Raw genomic sequence first — 22,545 nt, forward strand, 5'->3', positions numbered from 1 at the left:
AATTTAGTCAAGATCCTAACGAGTTATTTAGATGCATTTTTCAGTTTATGACTTTTTGTTAGTCATTGGTCATTGGTCATTGGTCAAGAGTTATTCTCCTCATCTCCCTAAACCTCTGTTAAAAATAACTAGGATAAGAGATAGGGCTAATTTAAAAATCCCAAATTTCAAATCTCAAATTGATATGACTTCGACATTGCCCGTGCCTGAACCTCATCAAAGCGATTCCGCCAACACTGACTCAAATTCTCTCAGTTGGGAGGAAGAACTCAATAGTGCCATTTTCAGTTTTGAAGACATTCAGACTGAACTGAATTATAAACAAGCACAAACGGCGCTGCGAAACTTGGTAGCCAATCTTGACCTCACACCCCAAGAAAAAACCGGATTGGAAACAGAAATTGCTGACTTGGAAACCATGCTGGGGAAGTTAGATCGCATGGTGGTGCAGATTGCAGCTTTTGGGATGGTGGGACGTGGGAAATCTTCGCTACTCAATGCTTTGGTTGGGCAAACAGTATTTGAAACTGGGCCGCTGCACGGTGTCACCCGTGCGGCACAAACAGTTAATTGGAGTATTAGTGAGGAAGCGATTGGGGAAACTGAACGGGCTTTGCGAGTCACTCTTCCTGGTGTAGGTCAATCGCAGGTGGAATTAATTGATACTCCTGGGTTAGACGAAGTAGATGGTGCAACCCGTGCCGCGTTAGCTGAACAGATTGCAAAACTTGCGGATCTGATCCTGTTTGTGATATCTGGCGACATGACAAAGCTGGAATACATGGCTCTTTCTCAATTGCGAGAAGCAGGTAAACCGATCATTCTGGTGTTTAACAAAGTAGACCAGTATCCTGAAGCAGACCGGATGGCAATTTATCACAAAATCAGAGATGAAAGGGTGCGGGAATTACTGACACCTTTAGAAATTGTTATGGCTGCGGCATCGCCATTGGTGAAGACGGCGATTCGTCGCCCTGATGGTACTAGGGGCATACAGTTGCGTACAGGGAATGCGAAAGTCGAGGAACTGAAGCTGAAAATTTTGGAGATTCTGCACCGTGAAGGTAAAGCTTTGGTTGCTCTCAATACCATGCTTTATGCCGATATTGTAAATGAGCAATTGGTTGAGCGAAAACTGATGATTCGGGAACAGAATGCCAATCAGTTGATTTGGAAGGCTGTGATGACTAAGGCATTAGCGATCGCACTCAATCCCGTAACTGTGGTAGATATTCTCAGTAGTGTGGTTATTGATATTGCTCTGATTTTGGGTTTATCTAAACTCTATGGCTTCTCCATGACCGAAGCTGGGGCTGTACAATTGCTACAAAAAATCGCCCTGAGTATGGGCGGCATTGGTGCGAGTGAATTGTTGGCAAACTTGGGCTTGAGTGGATTAAAAACTTTACTTGGGATCTCTGCAACCGCTACCGGTGGCATTGCCCTTGGCCCTTATATATCAGTGGCAATCACCCAAGCGGGAGTAGCTGGTGTTTCTTCTTACGGTATTGGACAAATTACCAAAGTTTATTTAGCTAATGGCGCGACTTGGGGGCCTGATGGGCCGAAAGCAGTGATTAATCGGATTTTGGCAAACCTGGATGAGACTTCAATTCTCAACCGGATTAAAGATGAATTGCTCCACAAGGTAAAACTCAGAAAGTGATGCATATTGGCGTGGGTTGTAACGATTACACGATATTGCTGCTAGCTGGAAACTTCTCCACTCTGATTCCTCATCTCAAGAAAAGTAGTTAACGATCGCCTCCGATGCCACTTCCACCCATGTCTATCCCTTGCATTTTCTGTTGATTTTGTCAACTCTTCTGCCATTGTTTACTGCTGTCACTCCCTCTAAGTCTGCCTTACAACGCGGTTATTAAAATGCTTGATGTCAAAAGGGCGTAATTGCTTGTAAATGCAGGGTTTTTTCTAACTGCGGATGCTCGAAGCGAAGTTCTCTGGCGTGCAGATGTAACCGACTGCTAACTGCACAGCATCCATAAAGGCGATCGCCTAAAATAGTTACCCCAAGTCCTCGCGCATCAGCCGCATGAACTCTCAACTGATGAGTGCGTCCTGTTAGCGGCGTAAATTCTACGCGGGTGTAGTCTCCTTCTCTCGCCATTACCTGGAAGTGTGTCAAGCTAGGTTTACCCTGCTGCCAATCAACTTTTTGCTCAGGGCGATTTTGGGGATCTCCCCACAGTGGCAGTTCAATCACACCTTGCTCAACTGTCACAGCACCAGAAAGCATGGCTTCATAAACCTTATGAACCTGCCGTTGCTGAAACTGCTGGCTGAGTTGGCGATGGGTTTGGCGATCGCGTGCCAACAATAGAATACCAGATGTTTCCTGATCTAGACGATGCACAGATACAAGTGCCATGCCATCAGCTAACAGATGACGTAAACGACTCAAAACACTATCTTGGCGATCGCGATAACGACCAGGTACCGAAAGTAGCCCAGCAGGTTTGTTTACAGCAATCAGCCATTCGTCTTCATAAAGAATGGGTATCTCTCCCTTAATAGAAAAGGCTGGAAAATTACAACGTTTTTCATTGGAGCTACGCAAATCTGTTAATGTATTTAGCAAAAGTGGGGCTGTTGTGTAAAAATCCCTATTAGGGATTGAAATAGGTCTTAAGCCAGAGAGCAAAAACCCCATCAATGGCTGACATCGCTCGGCACATGCGCCATAAAATTCTCCCTGGATTTTATCCTGATTTACCAAAGACGCACCCCACCAAAATTCCGCCATTGCCAATGGTTTTAGATTATGTGTTGCCGCATAATGGAGCAGCTTTGGGGCACAACAGTCTCCTGTGCCAGTGGGCGAGCCTCCTGGCATCAATTCTTGCAATGATCGCGATCGCCCGGAAAAATTAGTCAGGCTGTAACTAGCGTGCATCTGAGCTTGTAATTGACGGGACAGGGCTTTACGCTGTTGTTTGAGTTCGCTAATTCGCGCATCTGTCGCTGCAATTAACTCCTGAAGGGGCTGTAATACTGCATTTTGCTGGCGTTTCAGTTGTCGTCGTTCAATTCCCTGCTGACGACTCTCTTCGTCGAGTTGTTCCAGGGCAATAGTCAGTGCTTCTGGAGTGAGTGTATTGCAGATTTGCTGACGTTTTTGCAGTCGTTGATGTTTGCAATGGCGATGGCGATCGCTCATTACTTGCAATTGTTGCTCAAACTCATCAAACAGGGTTTGGTACTCCTGACGTTCGCTCAGTTGCTTCAAGCTAATGAGTTCTTGCTTGAGCGCGTCCAACTGTGCCAAAGTGCGGGCTTCCTCTAAAGCAACTTCGTCTCGTCCTGGAATTGGCGGCACCCAGCCCTCAACTACACTGCAACCATTCAAAAGACCGGAGAAGGCTTTGAGTACCCTTTGTTCGCCATTAGGCAGTTCAACCAATAGTATTCCATACATCTTGCCTTCACGAGAATAACAGTCATTGTTGATCAGATGTTGCATTAGTCCGTGGGCGATCGCTTCAGACATTAAGGTGCGGGGTAATTTCAGGCGATTGCCATTTTGGAGACAACGCCCTTCGTAGTAATAACTACAAGATAAATCGCTGACAGCAAAATCGCTGTCGATGAAATCTGAAAGTGGATGTAGAACTACCATACAAAGTATGATTGCAAATCTAGCTGATCCTAATATCTGAAATTATTTAGGACTTACGCAAAATATCTCTCAAACTCTGATTTCTCTGTGTCGCGCCAGTTGCTACAACGGGGGGAACCCCCGCAACGCACTGGCTTCTCTGCGCCTCTGTGGTTCGTTATTCCGTAACTTGTGCGTAAGTCCTATTATTGTAAATAAAAGGGAATGGGACATCTCAAGATGGCTTATGAGCAATGAAATACTTGCTCATAAAATGGACTTGCATTTCAATATTCTCAAAGCCTGCTCTCTGCAAGCGTTCTACCAAGTCATCAGTGGTGTAATGCTTGTAATAGGGTTCATGGTAAGCTTCGGGGAAAGAATCTATCATCTGTTCAAACTCAGGTGAATCACTCAATTGAATTGAGTCACAAATAATAAAGACTCCTCCTGGTTTTGTCACCCGGAAGCATTGCTCAATGATACTTTGACGTGCGATCGCTGGTAACTCATGGAAGACAAAAACAGAAGTTACTGCATGAAAATAGTCATCTAGATAGGGTAACTCTTCGGCATTCGCTTGTAAAAGTTGCGGCAATTCTCCCGGAATTTGGGATAATAGTTCGTTTGCTTTCCGCAAATAAGCTGGTGACAAATCCGTGCCAAACAGTGATGCTTGAGGCAATGCAGCCCGAATCAACTTCAGAGTTCGCCCAGTTCCACAAGCTACATCCAAAATCCGAACCTGCCCTGGTGAAACGGACTCAAAAACTTTCAGCCCTTGCTTGAGAGGAGCGAGAATTCGCCGCCGCATTGCATCAGCTGCCCCTCCAAAAACAACTTCCACCTGTAAGTCGTATAAATTGGCTGACAGATCACTCAAATAGCCATTGCTTTGGTCATGGAAATTCTGTACGTAGTAGCCGGGATAACCATCTGTGTCTATCTCCGGCGAAAAATCTTGATAATTCCCTCGTTTAGTCCGCTCCCAACTTTGAGGTAAATCTAGCCATACTAGCGGATAGTAGCGGAAAAAGTCTTTCCAAGGGTTGTCAAACAGCAAACTTTCGGGATATACACCTTTTTGGACATCTTGCCAATCTGTTTCCAGCAACTGATTGAATCTCTCTTGAAGTTTAAGTACAACCTCCTTTGGGATTGGTTTGGTCTTTTGTTTAAGCGTCGGATACACCAGGTTCCTCAACCGTGAGGTTAATATTCTGTGTGCCAGACCAAAGTAATTTTTGCTTTGTTGAAAGGTCTGATAAGTCAGCTTCGTTAAATTGTCAGTCATAAAAATAGCTTCAGGTTTGACTATTTATAGTTATTTTATGTAAATAATTGTAACGAATAAATTATCTATTGTTGGCAAAGCTACAGGCTGCGAGGTCACACAATTTTGGATTTTAGGAACGTGGATTAAATAAAATGCAAAACTTCATCCTGTCTCTAGCCTCCCTCTCCTTTATTCTCTAGCCTCCCTCTCCAATATATCGGAGAGGGATTGAGGGTGAGGTAAGCCAAGGACATAAATTGTATGTACGTTATTTAATTCTTATTCCTTAGATTGACTCATAGCAATCAAGTCAGGGGCTTCTGTCAAAAATATTTGGACTGTGGATAAAATATAAATTTTTGTAAAAAGTAGCTATTGTTACAGAATTTTTGCTATATTTGTTTATAAGGAAATCAAAAATTATATATTCACAAAATAGAGAGGACTATGGTTATGTCTATTGCAGATAAATCTCGTGCGTTAATGGTGCGTGAACATCAGCAAGTCAAGAATCGCCAACAATCAATGCTGATGCGGGCTGCACAAGAACTTGGTCTTCCTGAAGAAGCATCCTACTACTGGAACCCGATTCAAGGGAAGGTAGATGCTAGCGCTCGGATGATTTATGCTTCCAGCCATGCTTCCATGAGCTAAGTTTCAATAGTTTTAAGGTTGATTTTTGAGTGAATGTCTCAACTAACAACTCTAGAAAAAAAAGCCACCCTCTACTCTAGGGTGGCAAAACTTATACATTTAGATAGATACGGTACTTAATTAAGCATCGTAGTAGAGGTAAAACTCGTAGGGATGAGGACGTAGCTGTAACTGCTTAACTTCGTTACTTAGTTTGTAATCAATCCAATTTCCGATAAAGTCTTCCGTGAAGACGCCTGATTCGGTTAAGAAGGCGTGATCTTTTTCCAGTGCTTGCAACGCCAATTCTAAAGACCCTGGAGTTGAAGGAACCTTTGCAAGTTCTTCTGGAGAGAGTTCATAGATATTTTTATCTAAGGGTTCACCAGGATGGATTTTGTTCTTGATGCCATCGATACCAGCACAAAGCATTGCAGCAAATGCCAAGTAGGGGTTAGAAGTCGCATCTGGACAACGGAATTCTAAACGCTTGGCTTTGGGATTAGTGCCAGATAGAGGAATACGGATAGAAGCAGAACGGTTTCCTTGGGAGTAAGCCAAGTTCACAGGAGCTTCATAACCAGGTACTAAGCGCTTGTATGAGTTGGTACTGGGGTTGGTAATTGCCAATAGCGCTGGTGCGTGTTTGAGAAGACCACCAATGTAGTACAACGCCATTTCACTCAAACCAGCATACTTATCACCTGCAAACAGAGGTTTGCCGTCTTTCCAGATAGACTGGTGACAGTGCATTCCCGAACCGTTATCGCCAAAAATCGGTTTTGGCATGAAGGTAACGGTTTTGCCATGTTTTTTGGCAACGTTCTTGATGACATATTTATAAATCATCAACCAGTCAGCCGCTTCGATCAACTTCCCAAACTGGAAACCCAGTTCACACTGACCACCAGTAGCAACTTCATGGTGATGCTTTTCAATGGGTACACCTAATTGTGCCATCGTCAACAGCATTTCTGTACGGATATCTTGAAAAGAATCCGTCGGTGAAACTGGGAAATAACCTTCTTTAAAGCGTGGTTTGTAAGCCAAGTTGGGTTTTTCATCAGTACCGGCTTTACCGGAATCCCAAGCACCTTCTGCGGAGTCTAAGAAGTAATAGCCTTCGTTAGCGGTTTGTGCAAACCTAGCACTGTCAAAGATGAAGAACTCAGCTTCAGGGCCAAAGAAGGCTGTATCGCCAAGACCAGTGGAAACTAAGTAGTCTACTGCTTTTTGGGCAATAACCCTTGGGCAACGGTTGTACCATTCACCAGTGCGGGGTTCTTTGATGCTACAAATTATACTTAGCGTTGGGACTTCCATGAATGGGTCGATCCAAGCAGTGTTGGGGTCGAGTACCATCGTCATGTCCGATTCGTTGATCGCTTTCCAACCCCGGATGCTGGAACCGTCAAAAGGTACGCCATCAGTGAATGCAGTCTCATCGATTTGGTTTTGGTACAGTGTGAGGTGCTGCCAAGTCCCTACTGTATCGATGAATTTGAGATCAATCAGCTGAATTTTTTCATCTTGAATTCTCTTCAAGACTTCTTGTGCTGTTGTCATTGTTACTCCTTCTCTACCAATTTCCTAAAGTAATACCAGAATCTTCCAAAGCATCCTAACCCTGCTGATCTCAATCAAATCGTGACACACCTGAAATATCTTAAATACTAGACATTAACAGATTTTGTAGTCTATGTTACAGATATCTGGATTATCAGGTTATATTAACCTTTCAGCGATCATGTGTACAAAACTGGAAAGTTCATCATATAGGGGTCAACTTTGGCATAAAATCCTTAAATAGCGGATAAATTGTTTTTGTGCCAAATCTATTTTAAATAGCACAAAAATTTAGTGGTGCATAAGTGCAGCCAAATAAATATCAAACCATAAATAGCAAGGATTGGGAGAAAAAGGAATGCGCGATGCGGTAACAAGTTTAATTAAGAATTATGATCTAGCTGGTCGGTATTTTGATCGGAATGCGATCGATAGCCTGAAATCTTACTTTGACAGTGGTACAGCAAGAGTACAAGCGGCGGCGGCGATAAATTCTAACGCGGCTGCACTTGTCAAGCAAGCTGGTTTGAAGTTATATGAAGAACTGCCAGAATTGATTCGTCCTGGTGGAAATTCCTATACGACTCGTCGTTATGCGGCTTGTCTGCGGGATATGGACTACTACCTGCGCTACGCCACCTATGCGCTGGTTGCTGGAAACACGAATGTGTTGGATGAGCGTGTCCTACAAGGGCTGCGGGAAACTTATAATTCTCTAGGAGTACCGATTGGGCCTACGGTTCGCGGTATCCAGATTCTCAAGGATCTGATTAAGGAACAAGTAGCAGCAGCAGGTGTAGTTAATACTGCTTTTGTGGATGAACCGTTTGATCACATTACACGCGAGTTGAGCGAACAGGATATTTAGTTATTCAACAACAAGTATAAAATATAGCGATCGCACTTTGGTTTTATGGAGCGATCGCTTTTTTATAACCGCTACCAGGCGTTGAAAAGGGATGCCAGAAATGGATGGTTATATACTGATGCGCCAAATTCGCGCCCTCGCTTAATTTACGGCTAGATATCTGGTTTTTGCAGCCATCGAGCAACCATACCTGCCAAAACTCCACCGAAAATTGGGAACACTATGAAAATCCAAAGGTCAGCCAATGCCCAACCGCGAGTAAAGATAGCTGTGGCTAGCGATCGCACGGGATTGACACTGGCATTTGTCACCGGAATGAGGATAAGATGCGCCAAGGTCAGCCCTAAACCGATGGGGATGGGTGCAGACTGCTTGAAAGCGGCAGAAGATGTGACGCTCAAGATCAGCAGCACAAAGCCACAGGTAACAATGAATTCAGCTAACGCACAAGCCCACCAGCTATAGTTACCAGGAGAGTGAATTCCCACTCCATTAGAACCAAAGTTAGCTGTTGTAAACTCAGGCTTCCCCATACAAATCAAAAACAGGATAGTAGTCCCCCAAATTCCGCCGAGAACCTGACTTCCTATATAGGGCAAAACGTCTTTGGAAGAAAATTGCTTGGCTACCCAAAAACCAATTGTGACTGCGGGGTTGATGTGACATCCGCTTATAGAACCAAAAGTATAGGCCGCAGTCAACAAACTTAAGCCAAAAGCGATCGCTACCCCAGTAACTCCAACCCAAGGTACTGCACCAGAGATCACCGCAGTACCCACGCCCATCAGAACTAACCAAGCTGTACCTAAAGCTTCCGCCAAACATCGTTTTGCTAATGAGTAACGATTCATGATTTATGCTCTAACTAGCTAGTAATTCGCTATTTATACCAAGACTATCGTCAATCGGAGATAGCCCAGTATTTTGATTACCTTTGCCGCAGCTATTAAGCAGCCGGACTCTTAGCAATGTTAAAAGAAATCCGGCTGCGATCAGCGAAGCTAGTCCCGCAAAAGTTAGTTTTTTTTGCACTTTTTAGATGGCTGATTCATAACATTTATCTGCACTGCTGCAGATGCATAAGTTGGTAAGTTCCGATGGATTTTGATTTGTGAACAGCGAGATAGAATAGCACAAACACTTGATGAAATTCCGGTAATAATTTCTCGCCCAACGCTTCAATCTGCTCAGAACCAGGATACATGGTTTATTGAGTATTACCAATAGGAGAATTAAGTTTAAGTTTAATGTTTGTACCTTTTTTGAGAGCAACTTCTCCACCAGGGCTAGATAAAACAAAAGCAGCCGCAGCTGTACCACCTGCTAGTCCACCATGCTTGAATTTGGCTTGATTACCAAGAAAATGTCCGGCAACTGTACCGCCTAAAACAATGCCTGCATTTTGAATGAACTTACCTTTGGTTTTTGTTTCTAAGAGAGTATTTGTTAAAGTAGCATCAATGGGATAAGATGCTCCATTTTTTAGCGAAATATCATCAAAAACCAAATGTAAACTCGCTTTTTTACCTTTCGCAGCTTTAACTAAATCTTCCAGATGTCCTTGAATTTGACCATCTTTAAGAACTTGATTTCCTCCTTTCAATGAATTCTTAATTTGTAAGATAAAACTGTCATTATTTTTATTTTTTCCTGTAGATATATTTTCTTGAAGAACAGTATCAAAACTTGTTCCAGCTGGTACGGATATTTGATTGTTAGACTGATTAGATATACTGTCAGTTATTGCAGTTTTATTATTAGTAGGAGTGCTGTTGCTCTGGCTACTAGTTTTATTACAAGCGACTGTGCTACTCAAGAAAATCGCACTCAATAATAGTGGAAACAAGTTTTTCATGGCGACGGTATTGATGAAATGAATAATAAGAAGACAATCTTTTCAGAAAAACAAAAACTACATCAGTTAAAACTTTGTAATCCAAATCTGCTCACTTTCCAGATTATACTCCTAAAAATCATTAAAAATTAACACAGAAAATCTGATAGTTGAGAAAAAATAACTGACAGCATTTTTCAAGTAAACCACAGACTAGGGATATAGCAATGCCGTGTCCCTACAAAAATCTGTGGTTCAATTAACTGAAAATAGCTGTAAACCAAAGTGCAATAATTCTTAATGGCAGGGCTGAGGGAATCCCTAAAATCAAAAATCCAAACATTGCTCCAGCACCCAGAAATATCATTGCTATCCCTGTCCTAAAAATCCAACCCCGTAATCTAGTCAATCAAGGGGTGACTTACCTAATATTTGCTGTTTGGTGGATTACAAACTTTCAATTCATAACCCACTAAACATCAAGAGGAAAATTTCTAATTAAATCTAGTTTATCACTTCCAAAAACAATTATTAATTTCAATAAGAGGGTTCACTTCTTTGGAATAATTACAAGCTAAATTACAGAAAGTTTATGAATATGAAATTGGAGATTATCTAAACTTTACCCAAAAGCTACAGAAAAACTTAAAATTTTGATGATTGATTCAATCTTGAAAGATATATAATAAAAACGAAAGCTTCTGATCATGATTAAAAGTAACAGTGGAGATGAAATCAGAAATACTTAATTGGTATACTTCACTGAAGAATGTTTGATAAAGAAACTTTAAAAACAAGCAAAAAAGTAAAGGACGGATAGGCTATGTCATACGTAGATCGAACTGGAGATAATATCGTTACTGAACCAGTTCTTACTAATCAATTAGTCGATTATCATGACCGTGTTCGTTGGGGACCCATAATATCTGGACTATTAATTGCTGTAGCAACTCAGTTAGTTTTGAGCGCGTTGTTTGGTGCAATCGGTGCAGGTTCTGTAGCCGAATCAGGTAGACCTAGAACAATTGCATCTGACGTTGCTGGTCATGTGGGAATTTGGTCAATTATTGGTTTATTGATTTCTCTATTAACTGGGGGCTGGGTAACAGCCCGTGCTTGTGGTCCAATGAATCGCAACACAGCTCTTCTCAATGGGGCAATTCTTTGGGCGACAACTTTGGCTTTAAGCTCTTGGCTTTTAGCAAGTGGTGTATCAGGTGCTTTTGGGATTGCTGCTTCAAATGCTGGGCAAGTTATTAACCAGGTGCAACAGTCAGGTGGTCTGAATATACCGCAAAACACACCGAATGTATCTGCCCAAGAAACTCGTGATATTGCATCAAATGTACGTCAAGGATTGTGGTCGTTTGTATTCGGTTCCTTATTAGGCTTAGTCGCCTCAATGATTGGAGCTGCTGTTGGAGCTCGTAGCCCCCGCGTACATAGGAGCGAAGTGTACAGAAGTGAAAGAGTAAGCTAACTGCCTAAGAATTGGGTAGCCAGCCGGGAGGAGTCAGAAAAGTTTTTGCTCTTAAGCTTCTGACTCCAAAACTTCAAAGCAGGAGCGAATTAATTGGTTTTAATGCTCTGCTCTAAATTATCCAGTTCGGCTAAAGAATGTTTTTAACATTAGTAGTGTGTTGATTTAAACTGCAATTTAATAATAGATGAACAAAAATGTGGTTCATGTTATTAGATAAAAAAGCCTCTCTATTGAGAGGCTTAACTATGAACTCGTAGAACTTTTAACCAAATAGGTCAAAACCTGATACAGCCAAAGCTCCAGCTATTGCTGAAGCCGCCAAAGAGACAAAAGCTGTGTTAAACAGCCACCAAGCAGCACCTGCAACAGCTTTTTTAGTTTCAACTGCTTGTTTTTGTGCTTGCTCTTTGATTGCAGTCAGGCGTTTTTGAGTTTCTTTCTGAATGCGTTCGGCTCGGTGTAGTACATTATCCCGTGCGCCTTCGATTTTGTCGATAATCTTGTTAGCTTGAGCTTCGGAAATATCCTCACGCGAACTGAGGACAGCAACTAGAGTATCACGGTCAAAAGAAGAAAGGCGATCGCGCAAAGCCTCAAATCCTGTTTGTGGATCATCAAACAATTGAGCAAAATCTTGCTGGATGCCTTCATAATTGAGTTCAGGACGATCGAGTGAGTTGAGAGAGTTGCGAATGTTCGCAAAAACACCATCAAGCACCGATTGTACTCTTTGCTGAATCTGCTGATATTGTTCAACAATCGAGTTTCGCACAGAATCGATTTGATCCACAATGCGGTTAGCTTCCTCTTCTGAGATATCTTCACGCTGGGACAGCAAAGCCACAAGTGTAGAACGGTCAAATTTAGAAACACGCTCACTTAAAGAAGACACACCAGCGCGGGGAGAAGACAGCAACAATTGCAAATCGCGTTTGATACTATCCGGGTTAAGTTCTTCTTTATTGGTATTCCGCAGATAGTTTTCTAGATAAGCTTCAAACTCCTGCGCTTTCTCAGTAGCACGGTTTGCCAAGCGTTGTGGTGCTTTGACAATGTTATTAATGGCTTGTTGTGTTGAGTCAATGGTGCGGTTGACTTGCTCCTCGCTCAAGTCTCCCCGTTGCGTCAGCAGCTTAACTAAAGTTTCCCTATCTACTTGTGAGAGACGCTCTCTGAGTGCATCAGCACCCTCTTTGGGGTCAGCTAGTAATTTTTGCAAATCTTGTTGAATACCTTCTGGATTGAGTTCTTCCAGGTTGGTATTACGGAGATATTCACTAATCGTACTCGTGGTTTTTTCGTACTGCTGTTTCGCTGTCTCGGCGGCTTTTTGCGGAGCTTGCAAAACATTATCCCGGACTGATAACAAAGAGTCGATGCTTTGATTAATCTGTTCCTCGCTCAAATCTTGGCGCTGACTTAATAATTTAACCAAAGTATCACGATCAAATTGTGATAATCTTCCTCCTAAAGCAGAAAGTCCTGCTTGCGGGTCTTCCAGCAAAGTCTTAAAATCGCGCTTGATACCTTCAGGATTGAGTTCATCTTTGTTGGTATTTCGCAGATATTCTTCTACCCTTTGCCGCACTTCATCAGCTTTAGCTTTTGCTTGCTCTTGAAGTTCTTGTGTCCGATTTAAGACGTTATCACGAGTACGTTCAAATTGACCAACAATGTTGTTAGCTTCTTCTTCGTTAATATCTTCGCGTGAGGCTAGTAGCTTAACTAAAGTATCGCGGTCAACTTCCGAAAATCGCTGACTCAAATCTTCAACGCCAGCTTCTGGATCTTCCAGCAATTTTGTCAAGTCCTGCTCAATACCTTCTGGGTTGAGTTCTGCTTTTCCAGTTGAACGCAGGTAGTCTTCTAGGCGGGTGCGGAGGTCTTGTGATTTTTCTGTTGCATTCGCCTGCTTAACAGTTTCTAAAACTTCCGTGCGAATGCTTTCCATCTGCTCAGAAATCTCTTTGACTTTTGCTTCGTTGATATCTCCCCGTTGCTTGAGTAAGTTGGTGAAATATTCTAAGTTTAATTCCTCCAATTGCCGTTTGACAGTTCCGGCGTTAGCATTCGGATCATATAGAACTTCTGGGAATTCATCTTTAATTGTGATGCGATTAAAATGCCAAGGGAAGGAATTCAGAATGTATTCTTCTATATCTGCCTTGACAGTATTATTCGGAAGCGCAGGCAATTTTTCAGCTACAGAACTACCAAGCTTATTAGCTTGTTGTGTTGCTTGATCTTTAAATTGTTGCAACTGCTGTGTAATTTTATCAACATCTACTTGCTGAACTTTTCCAGACAATTGTTGTAGCTGTTGGGTAACTTTTTCTACATCTATTTCTGCAAAGTTTATCCGCTTCAACGCCGCAGGTAAAGCCGCACCTAAGCCAACTTCAATAGCTTGGTTAATTATGCTATTGCCTTGCTTACCATTTCCACCCCCGACTGCCGCCAATTGTTGAATTTTTTCAACTAATTTTTCGGGTTGCAATTCTTCTGGAGAGGCTTGTTGCAGCAAATTAATTACTTGCTCAGTAGAATTTTGCCCTTTAGTAACTTGGTTCCAAGCACCTTCTAACTGTTCGGCGATCCCATTGATATCTGCTTTTGAGAAGTCTGTACGAGAGCTAATTAAATCGACAAAAGTCTGACGATTAACATTTTTTAGTAAATCACTATCAGCGATCGATTGTAAGTCTCCCTCTTTGAGCAGTTTTTCAAATTGAGAGCGAATTTGTTTGGTATCGAGTTGGGGTAACTGTACAGCAGATAAAGAACTTTGTAATGTATTTTTGATACTATCTGGGTCAAAACCTGATGTGAGTTCGTTACGGACAGCGGCGGTAATTTCTTCAGCTGTAGAAACCAATTGATTTTTAGCAGCATTCGCACCTAAAGCCGCGCTTGCTGTACCCATGATTCCTTGCATACCGGTAGTAACGGTACTAGCAACAGAACCAATTAAGGAACCGACTGCACTCGAACCTAGCCACATGATGACTGTGAAAAAGGCAGACCAGATAACTACACCAATAATTGCTCCTAAAAACGCACTTTCAATTAAGCTGAGTTTCACTGCTAAGAAGCTGGCGCTAAATAATGCAATAGTTGCGGTAACAAGCACCCAAAGGCCAACGGCTGTTTCAACTTTGCGAATCGTTCCGCCCAAGCTTTCAGATTCATCAGAACTTGAGCTACCGCCTAAAGCTGAAATTCCGACAGCGACTGAGAAGTTTGTTAATAGTAATTGAAAGGCAAATGCCATCAATACACCAGCAAGCAATGCTACCAAAAATTTCGGCCCAGAAAAAACAAGTGATGCTTGTTCTGGTGTTAAAACATCACTTGTTACTGGAATTTGTGCTATTTCCGGTAAATTCCACAATTTAATTGCAGTAATCACGTTATGAAACATAAGATTTTTCTCACTTTGAGCTCTGTTTACAATCTTTGTCCGTAAGCTCTCGCATTCCTAATCAAAGTCACTTAAATTGGTGTTGAGTTTCTCTCAAAATTGGAATACAAAGAGCTTGATAAGGACAATTCCTCAAAGTATGACTTTTTGAGAATTGTCCTTAATCTGTTGAGTATCCATTTAGGGGGTATATGCTTAAGATGATCCCTTATTTATGACCACCAAACCATTTAGCCGCGATCGCTCCTAAAGCTGCTCCCACTACTGGATTACTGAGAAACTTAATCAACACTGGTTGTTCAGCCGTCACTTCTTGGAAAATGTCAGGATGGCTATGATAAGTGAAAGATCCCAATAGATGAAGGCTAAAAGTAGTCTTCTTAAATACGGTCTTTGGGCAACTTACCAGTTTTTTCCTCAATAGTACGACCCTCAGCATCAACATCTAACTCTTCACGTCGAATAGTCTCTTCAACTTCAACGGTTTCTCTGTCTACAACTTTCTGCACTCTAACTTCTTCCCGTAAAAAAGCTTCTTTGTGGACATCAGCAACTTCTTCATAGAGTTCCACATGGACTACTTCGCCCTCACCGAAGTTAGCTGTTTGAGCAGACACAACTTTACCTGCATCTTTAGGAGTAACTCGCTCAATCACAACTCGCTCTCTTTCCACTGGAACAGCAACAGTTACTGTTTCAGTTTCAACGTGCTTACCAATTGCTACTTCTCCAGTTTTCCGGCGCTGTTTATTAGCAACCAGTCTTTCTTCGTAGAGTTTGAACGTTTGGTCTTCGTGAGCGTTGACATCGTAAAGATCCGGCTCTTGCCCGTAGTTGTAGGCGTTGCGATCGTAAGTGGGAGTCGTAAGCCCAGCTGTCGATGCTACCGCACCTGTAGATATTGCATCAAGAGGCGCTGAACTTTCTACAGATGGCGTGCGATATACTCCGCGCACCCTTTCTTCATAGTCATAATCAAGCGCTGTATTCTCTTGATATTCAGGTAAATTTTCCGCTTGCTCTCTTGTCATACTAACGACATATATTCGGTCTGCTGTAGAGTCAATACGCGATTTACCTATTGGTAGCAATACTTTCTTACCAAAAATCAAAAATCCTAAGTCAAGAATTAAATACCGGAATGCTCCTTGATCATCTACTACAGCATCACTTACTGTGCCAATCTTTTCATCAGTTCCCTGAACATACACACCCATCCCTTTGATGTCTTTGCCAAGAGTATTATGGTAATCTGTATCAAATTCACTTATTTTTTGGAGTGGCATTATCTTATCTTTTTTACTCTTTAAATTATGCAATTAACTTTAGCCAATCCAAGTTAGATAAATCTTCCCTCTAAAGATTTAATTTAATTTATTTGGATGTGTATCGAAAGTAGTATTTAAATATAGTTCAATAAGGATAAAAATATTACTTCCAGATATTTATAGTACTATCGTACCTCTTTTTCTAGACTAATTTTTACCAACAGCTTTATTGTTTTTGTGACTAGTTTCTAGCCTTTTTGGCAGATTTCTATATTTTTGGCAAAACTACTTGAGTACATATAGGATTACTATTTGATTTTTGAACGAAATTAGGTATTGTAGAGTGTGTTAGAACGGAGTTCGTAACGCACTATTATCACAGGTTTGATGCCGTACTCTCCGTGCTAACACATCCTACGCATATTTTCAGAAATCAAACCGGATTCCTATAGGTAGGTTCTACCAAGAATATAAACTACCGACTATCAGCTTTGCTTTGCTTGTGATAACGGTTACGGCACTGAGAATTTTTCTAGCGGTACTGAACGCAATCAATCATATTCCACTAGTTTATCTAATTCTAGAGTTAATTGGACTTGGTTACACAATTTGGTTTACTTTCCGCTATTTGCTCAAAGATTCCACTCGGCAAGAATTAACAGGAAAAATTCATTTGCTTCAAAAACAAATTCTAGGTAGACAAGAATCACAGACTTTGAGCTAACCGCACCATAATAGTGAATAAAAAAGTTTATTTTTTTGCCAATATAGCAATCGGATTTAATTCCTGAATCACTTTCAGAGACAAGAATGGCGAAGAAGTAATAAAGGTGTACTGAGATTTATGCAAAAATTCAATGGGACTTCTATATAAATAAGTAGGTAAGCGTAATTAAATATAAGATCAAACCTCACCCTCAATCCCTCTCCGTGAGTTCGGAGAGGGAAGCCGGAGGCAGGGTGAGGTTTTATATTTAATTTGACCCACTTACTTATTTAAAACATTATAATGTTTAACAAAACTCTTTTTAGAGTTTTAGACTAGCAAATGCTAATAGCTATTAAGTTTTTAAAGATAACCTTTGATAGATGCTTTTAAAAAAGAAACCGATTAATGTCTTAATAGTAATTACTTGACCTTCGCTTTGAATTGTTTATTTAATTATTAAATTGCTCGAATTAGTTTGTAGATGCGACCAGCCCCAAACCGACGGACATAGCGAGAGCCAACACGCACAAACCAGATTTGTGCATCTGGGTAATGAGTCTCAAGGCCCTTCGAGGCATTAATTTCATCAGTATCCATTTCCCATGCACCTGTCTCAATGTCGATTGCAACAATCTTGCCATAATTACCTGCTTCGACTTGTGGGCGCACTTGAGATTCGTAGATTTCATCACCGCGACGAGCAAATTCTTCTTTACTGTAACGAAGTTGCCGTAATACCATAATATTTCCTCCGTAGTCTTAGACGACTGGTTAGGAAGGAAAAACTCCTTTAGCGTTTATTGTAAGCTGGACAGTTGAATTAGACTGGCTAAGGAATGCGATCGCTCATAAATTACTAGAGTGGACTAGAACCGCCATAAGCCACAATAGAAGTTGCCGATGTTTGAGGCGCTGATTATGGAAGAATTATTAACTTTGAAAGGCTTGCTTGTTAAGGGCGATGTTCAAGGAGCATTGCTTATCGTGGAAGAATTAGAGGAAATGAGCCGAAATGACATCATCAAAACGATTCGTAGCTATGCAGTGATTCTATTGTTGCATCTGATTAAACAACAAGCTGAAAATCGCACGACTCGTTCTTGGGAAGTCTCTATTCGGAATTCGGTTCGGGAAATTCAGAGGGAAAATAAGCGGCGTAAAGCGGGGGGTTATTATCTCACGCCAGAAGAATTGTTAGAAATATTAGCAGAAGCCTATTTAAATGCCATTGATGAGGCTTCCTTAGAAGTAGAAGAAGGTCGTTATGAGCCTGAAGAATTAGAAAAAGTTGTTAACCAAGAAGAAATTAACAATCGTGCTTTGGGTTTAATTTTACCAGGAGAGTCTAATTAATTGGCTAAACAGCGACTCGACACACTATTAGTAGAGTTAAATTTATGTTCTTCTCGCGCCTTAGCACAACGGCTAATTCAGGCGGGGGAAGTCACTGTTAATCAGCAGTTAGTTGATAAAGCGGGTACAGAAGTTGATATTTCAGCCCAAATAAATATTAAGGTGCGATCGCCTTTTGTTTCTAGAGGGGGTGAAAAACTCTCCAAAGCTTTGTCAGTATTTGCCATCCCCGTAGCAGAGCGTATTTGTTTAGATGGTGGCATTTCTACTGGTGGTTTTACTGATTGTCTCTTGCAAGCTGGAGCAAAACAAGTTTATGGTATTGATGTCGGTTACGGACAAGTTGACTGGCGGTTGCGAAATGATTCGCGGGTGATTTTGCGAGAACGCACCAATTTACGACAACTACGACCAGATGAGTTATATGGCGAGGATGACCCGATTCCTGATTTGGCGGTGGTCGATGTATCGTTTATTTCTTTAACCAAGATTCTGCCTGCTTTGTGGCAACTAACTCAAGCTAATCGCGAAGCTGTGTTGTTAGTCAAACCACAGTTTGAAGTCGGTAGATCGCGTGTGGGTAAAAAAGGCGTTGTGCGAGATCCAAACGACCAAGCTGATGCTATTTTCCAGGTGTTGCAAGCAGCCCACGAATTAGGATGGAAATACAAAGGCTTAACTTGGTCGCCTCTCACTGGACCGGCTGGGAATATTGAATATCTTTTGTGGTTGGGAATGGAAAGTGAAACACCACCACTTGATTTAGAGGCAATTAAGCAAATAACGCAATCAGCAACAACTGATTTACGGAAGAGTTAAACATCGCTCAAGGATATTTTACGCTTTTGTCCGGCTGCTTCGGCGTTTAGGTGCTGGGGTAGCTGGTTCATAAGCCTTCATTCCTCCATCACCTGTGAAAATTTCTACTTGAAATGTGCTACTGGTTTTAGCGTAATATTCAGCCACAATCTTAATTGTGGTATCTCCGATGGAAAACTTTCTAGATGCTAGAGTCGGCCATTCAGTAGCCAACTGTTTCAATTGTGCTGAATTCCAAAGTTCACCCACTTGGGTTTCAAAAATTCCCCAAGGTATAACTCCATCTGCTACTTTCACTAAAATATCAGCGAAAGCTTGAGCAATTTCATATCGCCTAGAGTTAGCTTGTGCAATGTGATTACCAGTTTCTATAATTGTAGCTAGTGGTAGTATAAACTTTGCACTTTGTTTTTCTTCTTCTTTAAAACGGGTTTTAACTCTTTTCTGATCCCATTTATCATTATCAGAGCCACAAGTTTCTTTACCAGGAACACCCAAGTAGACGCAGAGTATTGATGTGTCAATAATCAGAACCTTTCTCATATTTCACTTTACTTCTTATCAGAAAGACTCTTTTCAATTGCACCTTTAGTTGCTAGTCTGCCTAAAGTCCCTGATGCTAATAAAAGAGGAAGATTTTCAATATCTTCTAAAAGAGTAAGTTTGCTTTCTCCAGTTTCAGAATCGCGGTGTGCAACAACCACAAAAGGAACTATCTCTGGGCCTAAAGCATCAAGTAAAGCGGGGTTATGGGTAGTAAGTAAAATATCAATTTTTCTTTTGCTGCCAATTTCTCGTAGTATTCTTACCAGTAATTCTGCACGCGAGGGATGAAGCGCGTTATCTATTTCTTCAATTACTAGTTGACTACCTTCTGGTCGGGTAAGCAGGGCTGTGAGAATTGCTATAAAACGTAAGGTTCCATCGGACATAGTTTTAGCATCTATTAGTGTTATTTCCCCAGGTTTCCATTCTTCTTCACAGTAAAGCATCGCATCAGTTTTAAGTCTTCCAACTGGTTCTGCAAATACTTTTTTAATATCGCCTTCTGGTAAATCTTTAATATATGATGATAGAGTTAATTCAACTTTGGTTTTTTGTTCACTATCCAATGCTGCTATTACACCAGCAATATTTGAACCATCACTCTCTAGATTTTCAGAAAGACGTGAATAATCACGCATTTTAGAAGGAATGGGATTAAATATTAGAATATTTTCTAGATTGTGTATTATACAATCTTTGAACTGCTGCCTTATTGGTAAATATTTATTATATCTTTTTTCAACTTCTTCACTTTTAATTTCTAATACTGGAATAATTTCATTTTTATTTAAAAAATTATTAAATTGTTGAAATTCATGTATATCAATACGAGAGTCTATTTGTTTTAATCCACTTCTACTAGAGGGAATATAACTTTTCATAAAAATTTTCTTGACATAGTTAGAGATATGAGTTTCACTAAGTGATTTAAATTCAATATATTCTTCTCTAACTTGGACTATTTGTAATGTGCTTATATTAATCAAATACAAATAATCTGTTTGTTCATCCTCACCCTGAACTAATATCTTTAATGTAAACTCAGATTCCTTATTTTCTGATTTTCTTACAGCCCATTCTACACCACCGCGAATAGAAGTAAGCGTTTTATCTCCTGCTAAAGCTGCTTCAATATTCTCACCTTTAGCTATTCTTTGTAAAAACTCCAGCGCTTCAACCACATTAGACTTACCACTCGCATTTGTCCCAATGAGAACAGTCAACGGATCAAGTGGAAGCTCTGCGTAACGGAAACTTTTCCAATTTTCAAGGATGAGTTGCTTAAGCATCATCAACTCCAAAAATACTAGGATTTTACTTCTATTATAAGGTTTTTGGCATTGCTTAACTGCAAGCTTCTCTCTATGCCTCTGCGTGATTAAATCATAGCTTGATTCGGCGATCGCACAAGGTTTTTCATCCTTCAATATCTCAGCAAAAAACAACAAAGCCAGCAGATAGAGTAAAAAATTGCGTAATTACCCTATCTAACTGGCTCAATTTCCTTGTGCTTTTAGAGATTTATGCTTCTGGTGGCAAATCTACACTGTAAAGAGTTTTCCCTACCAAGTTACGTAGTGTTACCGTCATCACCTTTGTATTAGCATCAATCTTGATTCCTCCAAAGAATTGCAAACCTTCACTTGGCGGTCGATTTGCTTTTGTACCTGGAGGAAGACTTTGAAATATTAATTGTGGGCCAAAGGTATTATTCAACTCGTTTGGCCCAAATGTGCCAGAGTTAAGAGGCCCAGCAACGAACTCCCAAAAAGGCTTAAAGTCGTTAAACTGCGCTTTGCTGGGGTCGTAATAGTGGGCTGCTGCATAATGTACATCAGCAGTTAACCAAACAACATTCTGGATGTTCTTGTTTTTGATATATCGCAGTAAATCTGCAAGTTCTAGTTCTCTTCCTAAAGGCGGGCCGTCTCCATTAGCCCAAGCTTCAAAGTCTGTAGTACCATCTCTAACTATCAGCCCCAAAGGCATATCACTAGCAATTACTTTCCATGTTGCCTTTGATGACAGCAATTGCCTTTTTAACCATTGTATTTGTGTTCTGCCCGCAAAATCTGTTTTTTTACTTGGTACTGGCTGATTATTAGGGCTATTTGGCCCCCGATAGGTGCGCTCATCTAGCATGAAAATGTCTAGTAATGGCCCATGCTTAAAGGAGCGATAAATTTTCGTTTTGTCTGGCTCATTGGTTGTATACCCAATAGGCAGATATTCTAAAAACGCTTGTCTTGACCTTTCGGCTAGCAAGTTAAGATCCTTAACTGTATAACGGTCATCGTTGAGGATAATTTGCCCAGGATACCAGTTGTTTCTTGTTTCGTGGTCGTCCCACTGTGCCAATATGGGAACTTCAGCGTTGAAACGCTTGATGTTTTCATCAAGCAAATTGTAAATATAGTTGCCACGGAATTCTCTTAGAGTCTCTGCTACTTTGGATTTTTCTGGTGTAGTGATGTTTTTCCAAATAGTGCCGTCGTCTAAAGTTACTTCTGCTTGAATGGGGCCATCAGCATAAATATTATCGCCAGAATGGATGAAAAAGTCAGGATTAAGTTGACGCATACTTTCGTAAATTTTCATCCCACCGAACTCAGGATTAATCCCCCATCCCTGACCAGCAGTGTCTCCACCCCAAACAAAGAATACATCTCGCCCAGATTTGGAGGGAGTTCGGAAAGTGCCATGAACAGGAGCGCTGTAGGTGCCTTGATAATCTAAATCTTGGAAAATCACCCGAAAAAATAATTTTTGGTCTGGTGGGAGGTTCCTCAGATAAAGTCGGGCTGTAAAGTCGCTATTTTTTAAAGCATTCGGCCCCACAACTCGCTGCACATTTTTAAAAGATTCGCTGGTAGAATATTCTACGATCATTTTGGCAGGGCGATCGCTCCGACTCCAAATGACAATGCTATCATTGCAGATATCTCCGCTAGCTACCCCATAAGGTATGGCAGGACGCATTTTATCAGAGGTGATAATTCCAGGTGCTTGAGCAAAAACTTGTGATTTGGATACAAGATTTGTGGCAATAATTCCACCTGCTGCGATCGTAGAACGCATCAAAAACTGGCGGCGGTTTAGCTTCAATGAGTGATTAGATTCCATACTAACTAAATAATGGCAATAACCAGAAGT

The 22,545-nt window shown here is 41.1% G+C and carries 19 protein-coding genes and 1 pseudogene; 7 read left to right on the forward strand and 13 right to left on the reverse strand.

Annotation, left to right across the window (positions count from 1 at the left end):
* Window positions 1–184 precede the first annotated feature (184 nt).
* Entirely contained in the window at window positions 185–1,666 is a 1,482-nt protein-coding gene (locus V7K31_RS13495) for a GTP-binding protein (RefSeq protein WP_335094840.1), read from the forward strand.
* A gap of 228 nt (window positions 1,667–1,894) precedes the next feature.
* Here the strand turns inward: V7K31_RS13495 and V7K31_RS13500 are convergent, their stop codons facing one another.
* The gene (locus V7K31_RS13500) at window positions 1,895–3,637 is read right to left on the reverse strand and encodes an RluA family pseudouridine synthase (RefSeq protein ID WP_335094841.1); all 1,743 of its coding nucleotides are present in this window, start codon (window positions 3,635–3,637) and stop codon (window positions 1,895–1,897) included.
* A gap of 214 nt (window positions 3,638–3,851) precedes the next feature.
* On the reverse strand, window positions 3,852–4,910 hold the full coding sequence (locus tag V7K31_RS13505) for a class I SAM-dependent methyltransferase (protein ID WP_335094842.1): 1,059 nt from the start codon (window positions 4,908–4,910) through the stop codon (window positions 3,852–3,854).
* Window positions 4,911–5,345: 435 nt separating this feature from the next.
* On the opposite strand from V7K31_RS13505, the gene V7K31_RS13510 reads away from it, so the two are divergent.
* On the forward strand, window positions 5,346–5,546 hold the full coding sequence (locus V7K31_RS13510) for a hypothetical protein (protein ID WP_334825686.1): 201 nt from the start codon (window positions 5,346–5,348) through the stop codon (window positions 5,544–5,546).
* Window positions 5,547–5,666: 120 nt separating this feature from the next.
* On the opposite strand, the gene glnA is transcribed toward V7K31_RS13510, so the two are convergent.
* Window positions 5,667–7,091, reverse strand: a complete 1,425-nt coding sequence (gene glnA, locus V7K31_RS13515) for a type I glutamate--ammonia ligase (RefSeq protein WP_335094843.1) — start codon at window positions 7,089–7,091, stop codon at window positions 5,667–5,669.
* Window positions 7,092–7,449: 358 nt separating this feature from the next.
* Between glnA and apcB the strand changes: the two genes are divergently transcribed.
* A complete protein-coding gene (gene apcB / locus V7K31_RS13520) occupies window positions 7,450–7,959 on the forward strand; it encodes an allophycocyanin subunit beta (RefSeq protein WP_292764195.1) in 510 nt (169 codons plus the stop codon).
* Between the two features lie 152 nt (window positions 7,960–8,111).
* Here the strand turns inward: apcB and aqpZ are convergent, their stop codons facing one another.
* The 3 genes from aqpZ to V7K31_RS13535 all read right to left on the reverse strand — a co-directional run bounded on the left by aqpZ (window position 8,112) and on the right by V7K31_RS13535 (window position 9,814).
* The gene (gene aqpZ / locus V7K31_RS13525; RefSeq protein ID WP_335094844.1) at window positions 8,112–8,810 is read right to left on the reverse strand and encodes an aquaporin Z; all 699 of its coding nucleotides are present in this window, start codon (window positions 8,808–8,810) and stop codon (window positions 8,112–8,114) included.
* Between the two features lie 10 nt (window positions 8,811–8,820).
* A complete protein-coding gene (locus V7K31_RS13530; RefSeq protein WP_335094845.1) occupies window positions 8,821–8,991 on the reverse strand; it encodes a hypothetical protein in 171 nt (56 codons plus the stop codon).
* Between the two features lie 175 nt (window positions 8,992–9,166).
* Window positions 9,167–9,814: a hypothetical protein gene (locus V7K31_RS13535; protein ID WP_335094846.1), complete on the reverse strand. Its 648-nt coding sequence runs from the start codon at window positions 9,812–9,814 to the stop codon at window positions 9,167–9,169.
* An 802-nt stretch (window positions 9,815–10,616) separates the two neighbouring features.
* On the opposite strand from V7K31_RS13535, the gene V7K31_RS13540 reads away from it, so the two are divergent.
* Window positions 10,617–11,273, forward strand: coding sequence for a hypothetical protein (locus V7K31_RS13540; RefSeq protein ID WP_335094847.1), 657 nt, complete (start codon window positions 10,617–10,619; stop codon window positions 11,271–11,273).
* A 265-nt stretch (window positions 11,274–11,538) separates the two neighbouring features.
* On the opposite strand, the gene V7K31_RS13545 is transcribed toward V7K31_RS13540, so the two are convergent.
* The 3 genes and pseudogenes from V7K31_RS13545 to V7K31_RS13555 form a co-directional block, all read right to left on the reverse strand.
* Window positions 11,539–14,697 carry an MFS transporter gene (locus V7K31_RS13545; RefSeq protein WP_335094848.1) on the reverse strand — a complete coding sequence of 1,053 codons (3,159 nt, stop codon included), beginning with the start codon at window positions 14,695–14,697 and terminating at the stop codon, window positions 11,539–11,541.
* Between the two features lie 208 nt (window positions 14,698–14,905).
* Window positions 14,906–15,052: pseudogene (locus V7K31_RS13550) on the reverse strand (hypothetical protein); the annotation flags it as partial.
* Window positions 15,053–15,077: 25 nt separating this feature from the next.
* Window positions 15,078–15,983, reverse strand: coding sequence for a DUF2382 domain-containing protein (locus V7K31_RS13555; protein ID WP_335094849.1), 906 nt, complete (start codon window positions 15,981–15,983; stop codon window positions 15,078–15,080).
* Window positions 15,984–16,413: 430 nt separating this feature from the next.
* On the opposite strand from V7K31_RS13555, the gene V7K31_RS13560 reads away from it, so the two are divergent.
* Window positions 16,414–16,689: a CAAD domain-containing protein gene (locus V7K31_RS13560; protein ID WP_335094863.1), complete on the forward strand. Its 276-nt coding sequence runs from the start codon at window positions 16,414–16,416 to the stop codon at window positions 16,687–16,689.
* Between the two features lie 441 nt (window positions 16,690–17,130).
* Here V7K31_RS13560 and V7K31_RS13565 read toward each other — a convergent pair whose 3' ends face one another.
* Window positions 17,131–17,415, reverse strand: coding sequence for a hypothetical protein (locus V7K31_RS13565; protein WP_335094850.1), 285 nt, complete (start codon window positions 17,413–17,415; stop codon window positions 17,131–17,133).
* A 177-nt stretch (window positions 17,416–17,592) separates the two neighbouring features.
* On the opposite strand from V7K31_RS13565, the gene V7K31_RS13570 reads away from it, so the two are divergent.
* The gene (locus tag V7K31_RS13570; protein WP_335094851.1) at window positions 17,593–18,027 is read left to right on the forward strand and encodes a DUF29 family protein; all 435 of its coding nucleotides are present in this window, start codon (window positions 17,593–17,595) and stop codon (window positions 18,025–18,027) included.
* Window positions 18,028–18,846 carry a TlyA family RNA methyltransferase gene (locus V7K31_RS13575; protein ID WP_335094852.1) on the forward strand — a complete coding sequence of 273 codons (819 nt, stop codon included), beginning with the start codon at window positions 18,028–18,030 and terminating at the stop codon, window positions 18,844–18,846.
* An 18-nt stretch (window positions 18,847–18,864) separates the two neighbouring features.
* On the opposite strand, the gene V7K31_RS13580 is transcribed toward V7K31_RS13575, so the two are convergent.
* From V7K31_RS13580 to V7K31_RS13590, 3 genes are all read right to left on the reverse strand, one after another.
* Complete coding sequence (locus V7K31_RS13580; RefSeq protein WP_335094853.1) at window positions 18,865–19,389, reverse strand: hypothetical protein; 525 nt, start codon at window positions 19,387–19,389, stop codon at window positions 18,865–18,867.
* 8 nt (window positions 19,390–19,397) lie between these two features.
* On the reverse strand, window positions 19,398–20,681 hold the full coding sequence (locus V7K31_RS13585; protein ID WP_442941280.1) for an AAA family ATPase: 1,284 nt from the start codon (window positions 20,679–20,681) through the stop codon (window positions 19,398–19,400).
* Window positions 20,682–20,913: 232 nt separating this feature from the next.
* Entirely contained in the window at window positions 20,914–22,515 is a 1,602-nt protein-coding gene (locus V7K31_RS13590; protein ID WP_335094855.1) for an alkaline phosphatase D family protein, read from the reverse strand.
* Window positions 22,516–22,545: the final 30 nt, after the last annotated feature.

The sequence above is a fragment of the Nostoc sp. genome, assembly GCF_036917675.1.
In the GTDB taxonomy this organism is placed as follows: domain Bacteria; phylum Cyanobacteriota; class Cyanobacteriia; order Cyanobacteriales; family Nostocaceae; genus Nostoc.

Excerpts from the sequence above, each read along its gene's own strand:
- V7K31_RS13555 (WP_335094849.1), bottom strand. The coding sequence starts at position 15,983 with ATGCCACTCCAAAAAATAAGTGAATTTGATACAGATTACCATAATACT.
- V7K31_RS13570 (WP_335094851.1), top strand. The coding sequence starts at position 17,593 with ATGGAAGAATTATTAACTTTGAAAGGCTTGCTTGTTAAGGGCGATGTT.
- V7K31_RS13495 (WP_335094840.1), top strand. The coding sequence starts at position 185 with ATGACTTCGACATTGCCCGTGCCTGAACCTCATCAAAGCGATTCCGCC.
- V7K31_RS13540 (WP_335094847.1), top strand. The coding sequence starts at position 10,617 with ATGTCATACGTAGATCGAACTGGAGATAATATCGTTACTGAACCAGTT.
- V7K31_RS13545 (WP_335094848.1), bottom strand. The coding sequence starts at position 14,697 with ATGTTTCATAACGTGATTACTGCAATTAAATTGTGGAATTTACCGGAA.
- V7K31_RS13590 (WP_335094855.1), bottom strand. The coding sequence starts at position 22,515 with ATGGAATCTAATCACTCATTGAAGCTAAACCGCCGCCAGTTTTTGATG.
- V7K31_RS13505 (WP_335094842.1), bottom strand. The coding sequence starts at position 4,910 with ATGACTGACAATTTAACGAAGCTGACTTATCAGACCTTTCAACAAAGC.
- apcB (WP_292764195.1), top strand. The coding sequence starts at position 7,450 with ATGCGCGATGCGGTAACAAGTTTAATTAAGAATTATGATCTAGCTGGT.
- V7K31_RS13580 (WP_335094853.1), bottom strand. The coding sequence starts at position 19,389 with ATGAGAAAGGTTCTGATTATTGACACATCAATACTCTGCGTCTACTTG.
- V7K31_RS13585 (WP_442941280.1), bottom strand. The coding sequence starts at position 20,681 with ATGCTTAAGCAACTCATCCTTGAAAATTGGAAAAGTTTCCGTTACGCA.
- V7K31_RS13565 (WP_335094850.1), bottom strand. The coding sequence starts at position 17,415 with ATGGTATTACGGCAACTTCGTTACAGTAAAGAAGAATTTGCTCGTCGC.
- aqpZ (WP_335094844.1), bottom strand. The coding sequence starts at position 8,810 with ATGAATCGTTACTCATTAGCAAAACGATGTTTGGCGGAAGCTTTAGGT.
- V7K31_RS13510 (WP_334825686.1), top strand. The coding sequence starts at position 5,346 with ATGTCTATTGCAGATAAATCTCGTGCGTTAATGGTGCGTGAACATCAG.
- V7K31_RS13535 (WP_335094846.1), bottom strand. The coding sequence starts at position 9,814 with ATGAAAAACTTGTTTCCACTATTATTGAGTGCGATTTTCTTGAGTAGC.
- V7K31_RS13500 (WP_335094841.1), bottom strand. The coding sequence starts at position 3,637 with ATGGTAGTTCTACATCCACTTTCAGATTTCATCGACAGCGATTTTGCT.
- glnA (WP_335094843.1), bottom strand. The coding sequence starts at position 7,091 with ATGACAACAGCACAAGAAGTCTTGAAGAGAATTCAAGATGAAAAAATT.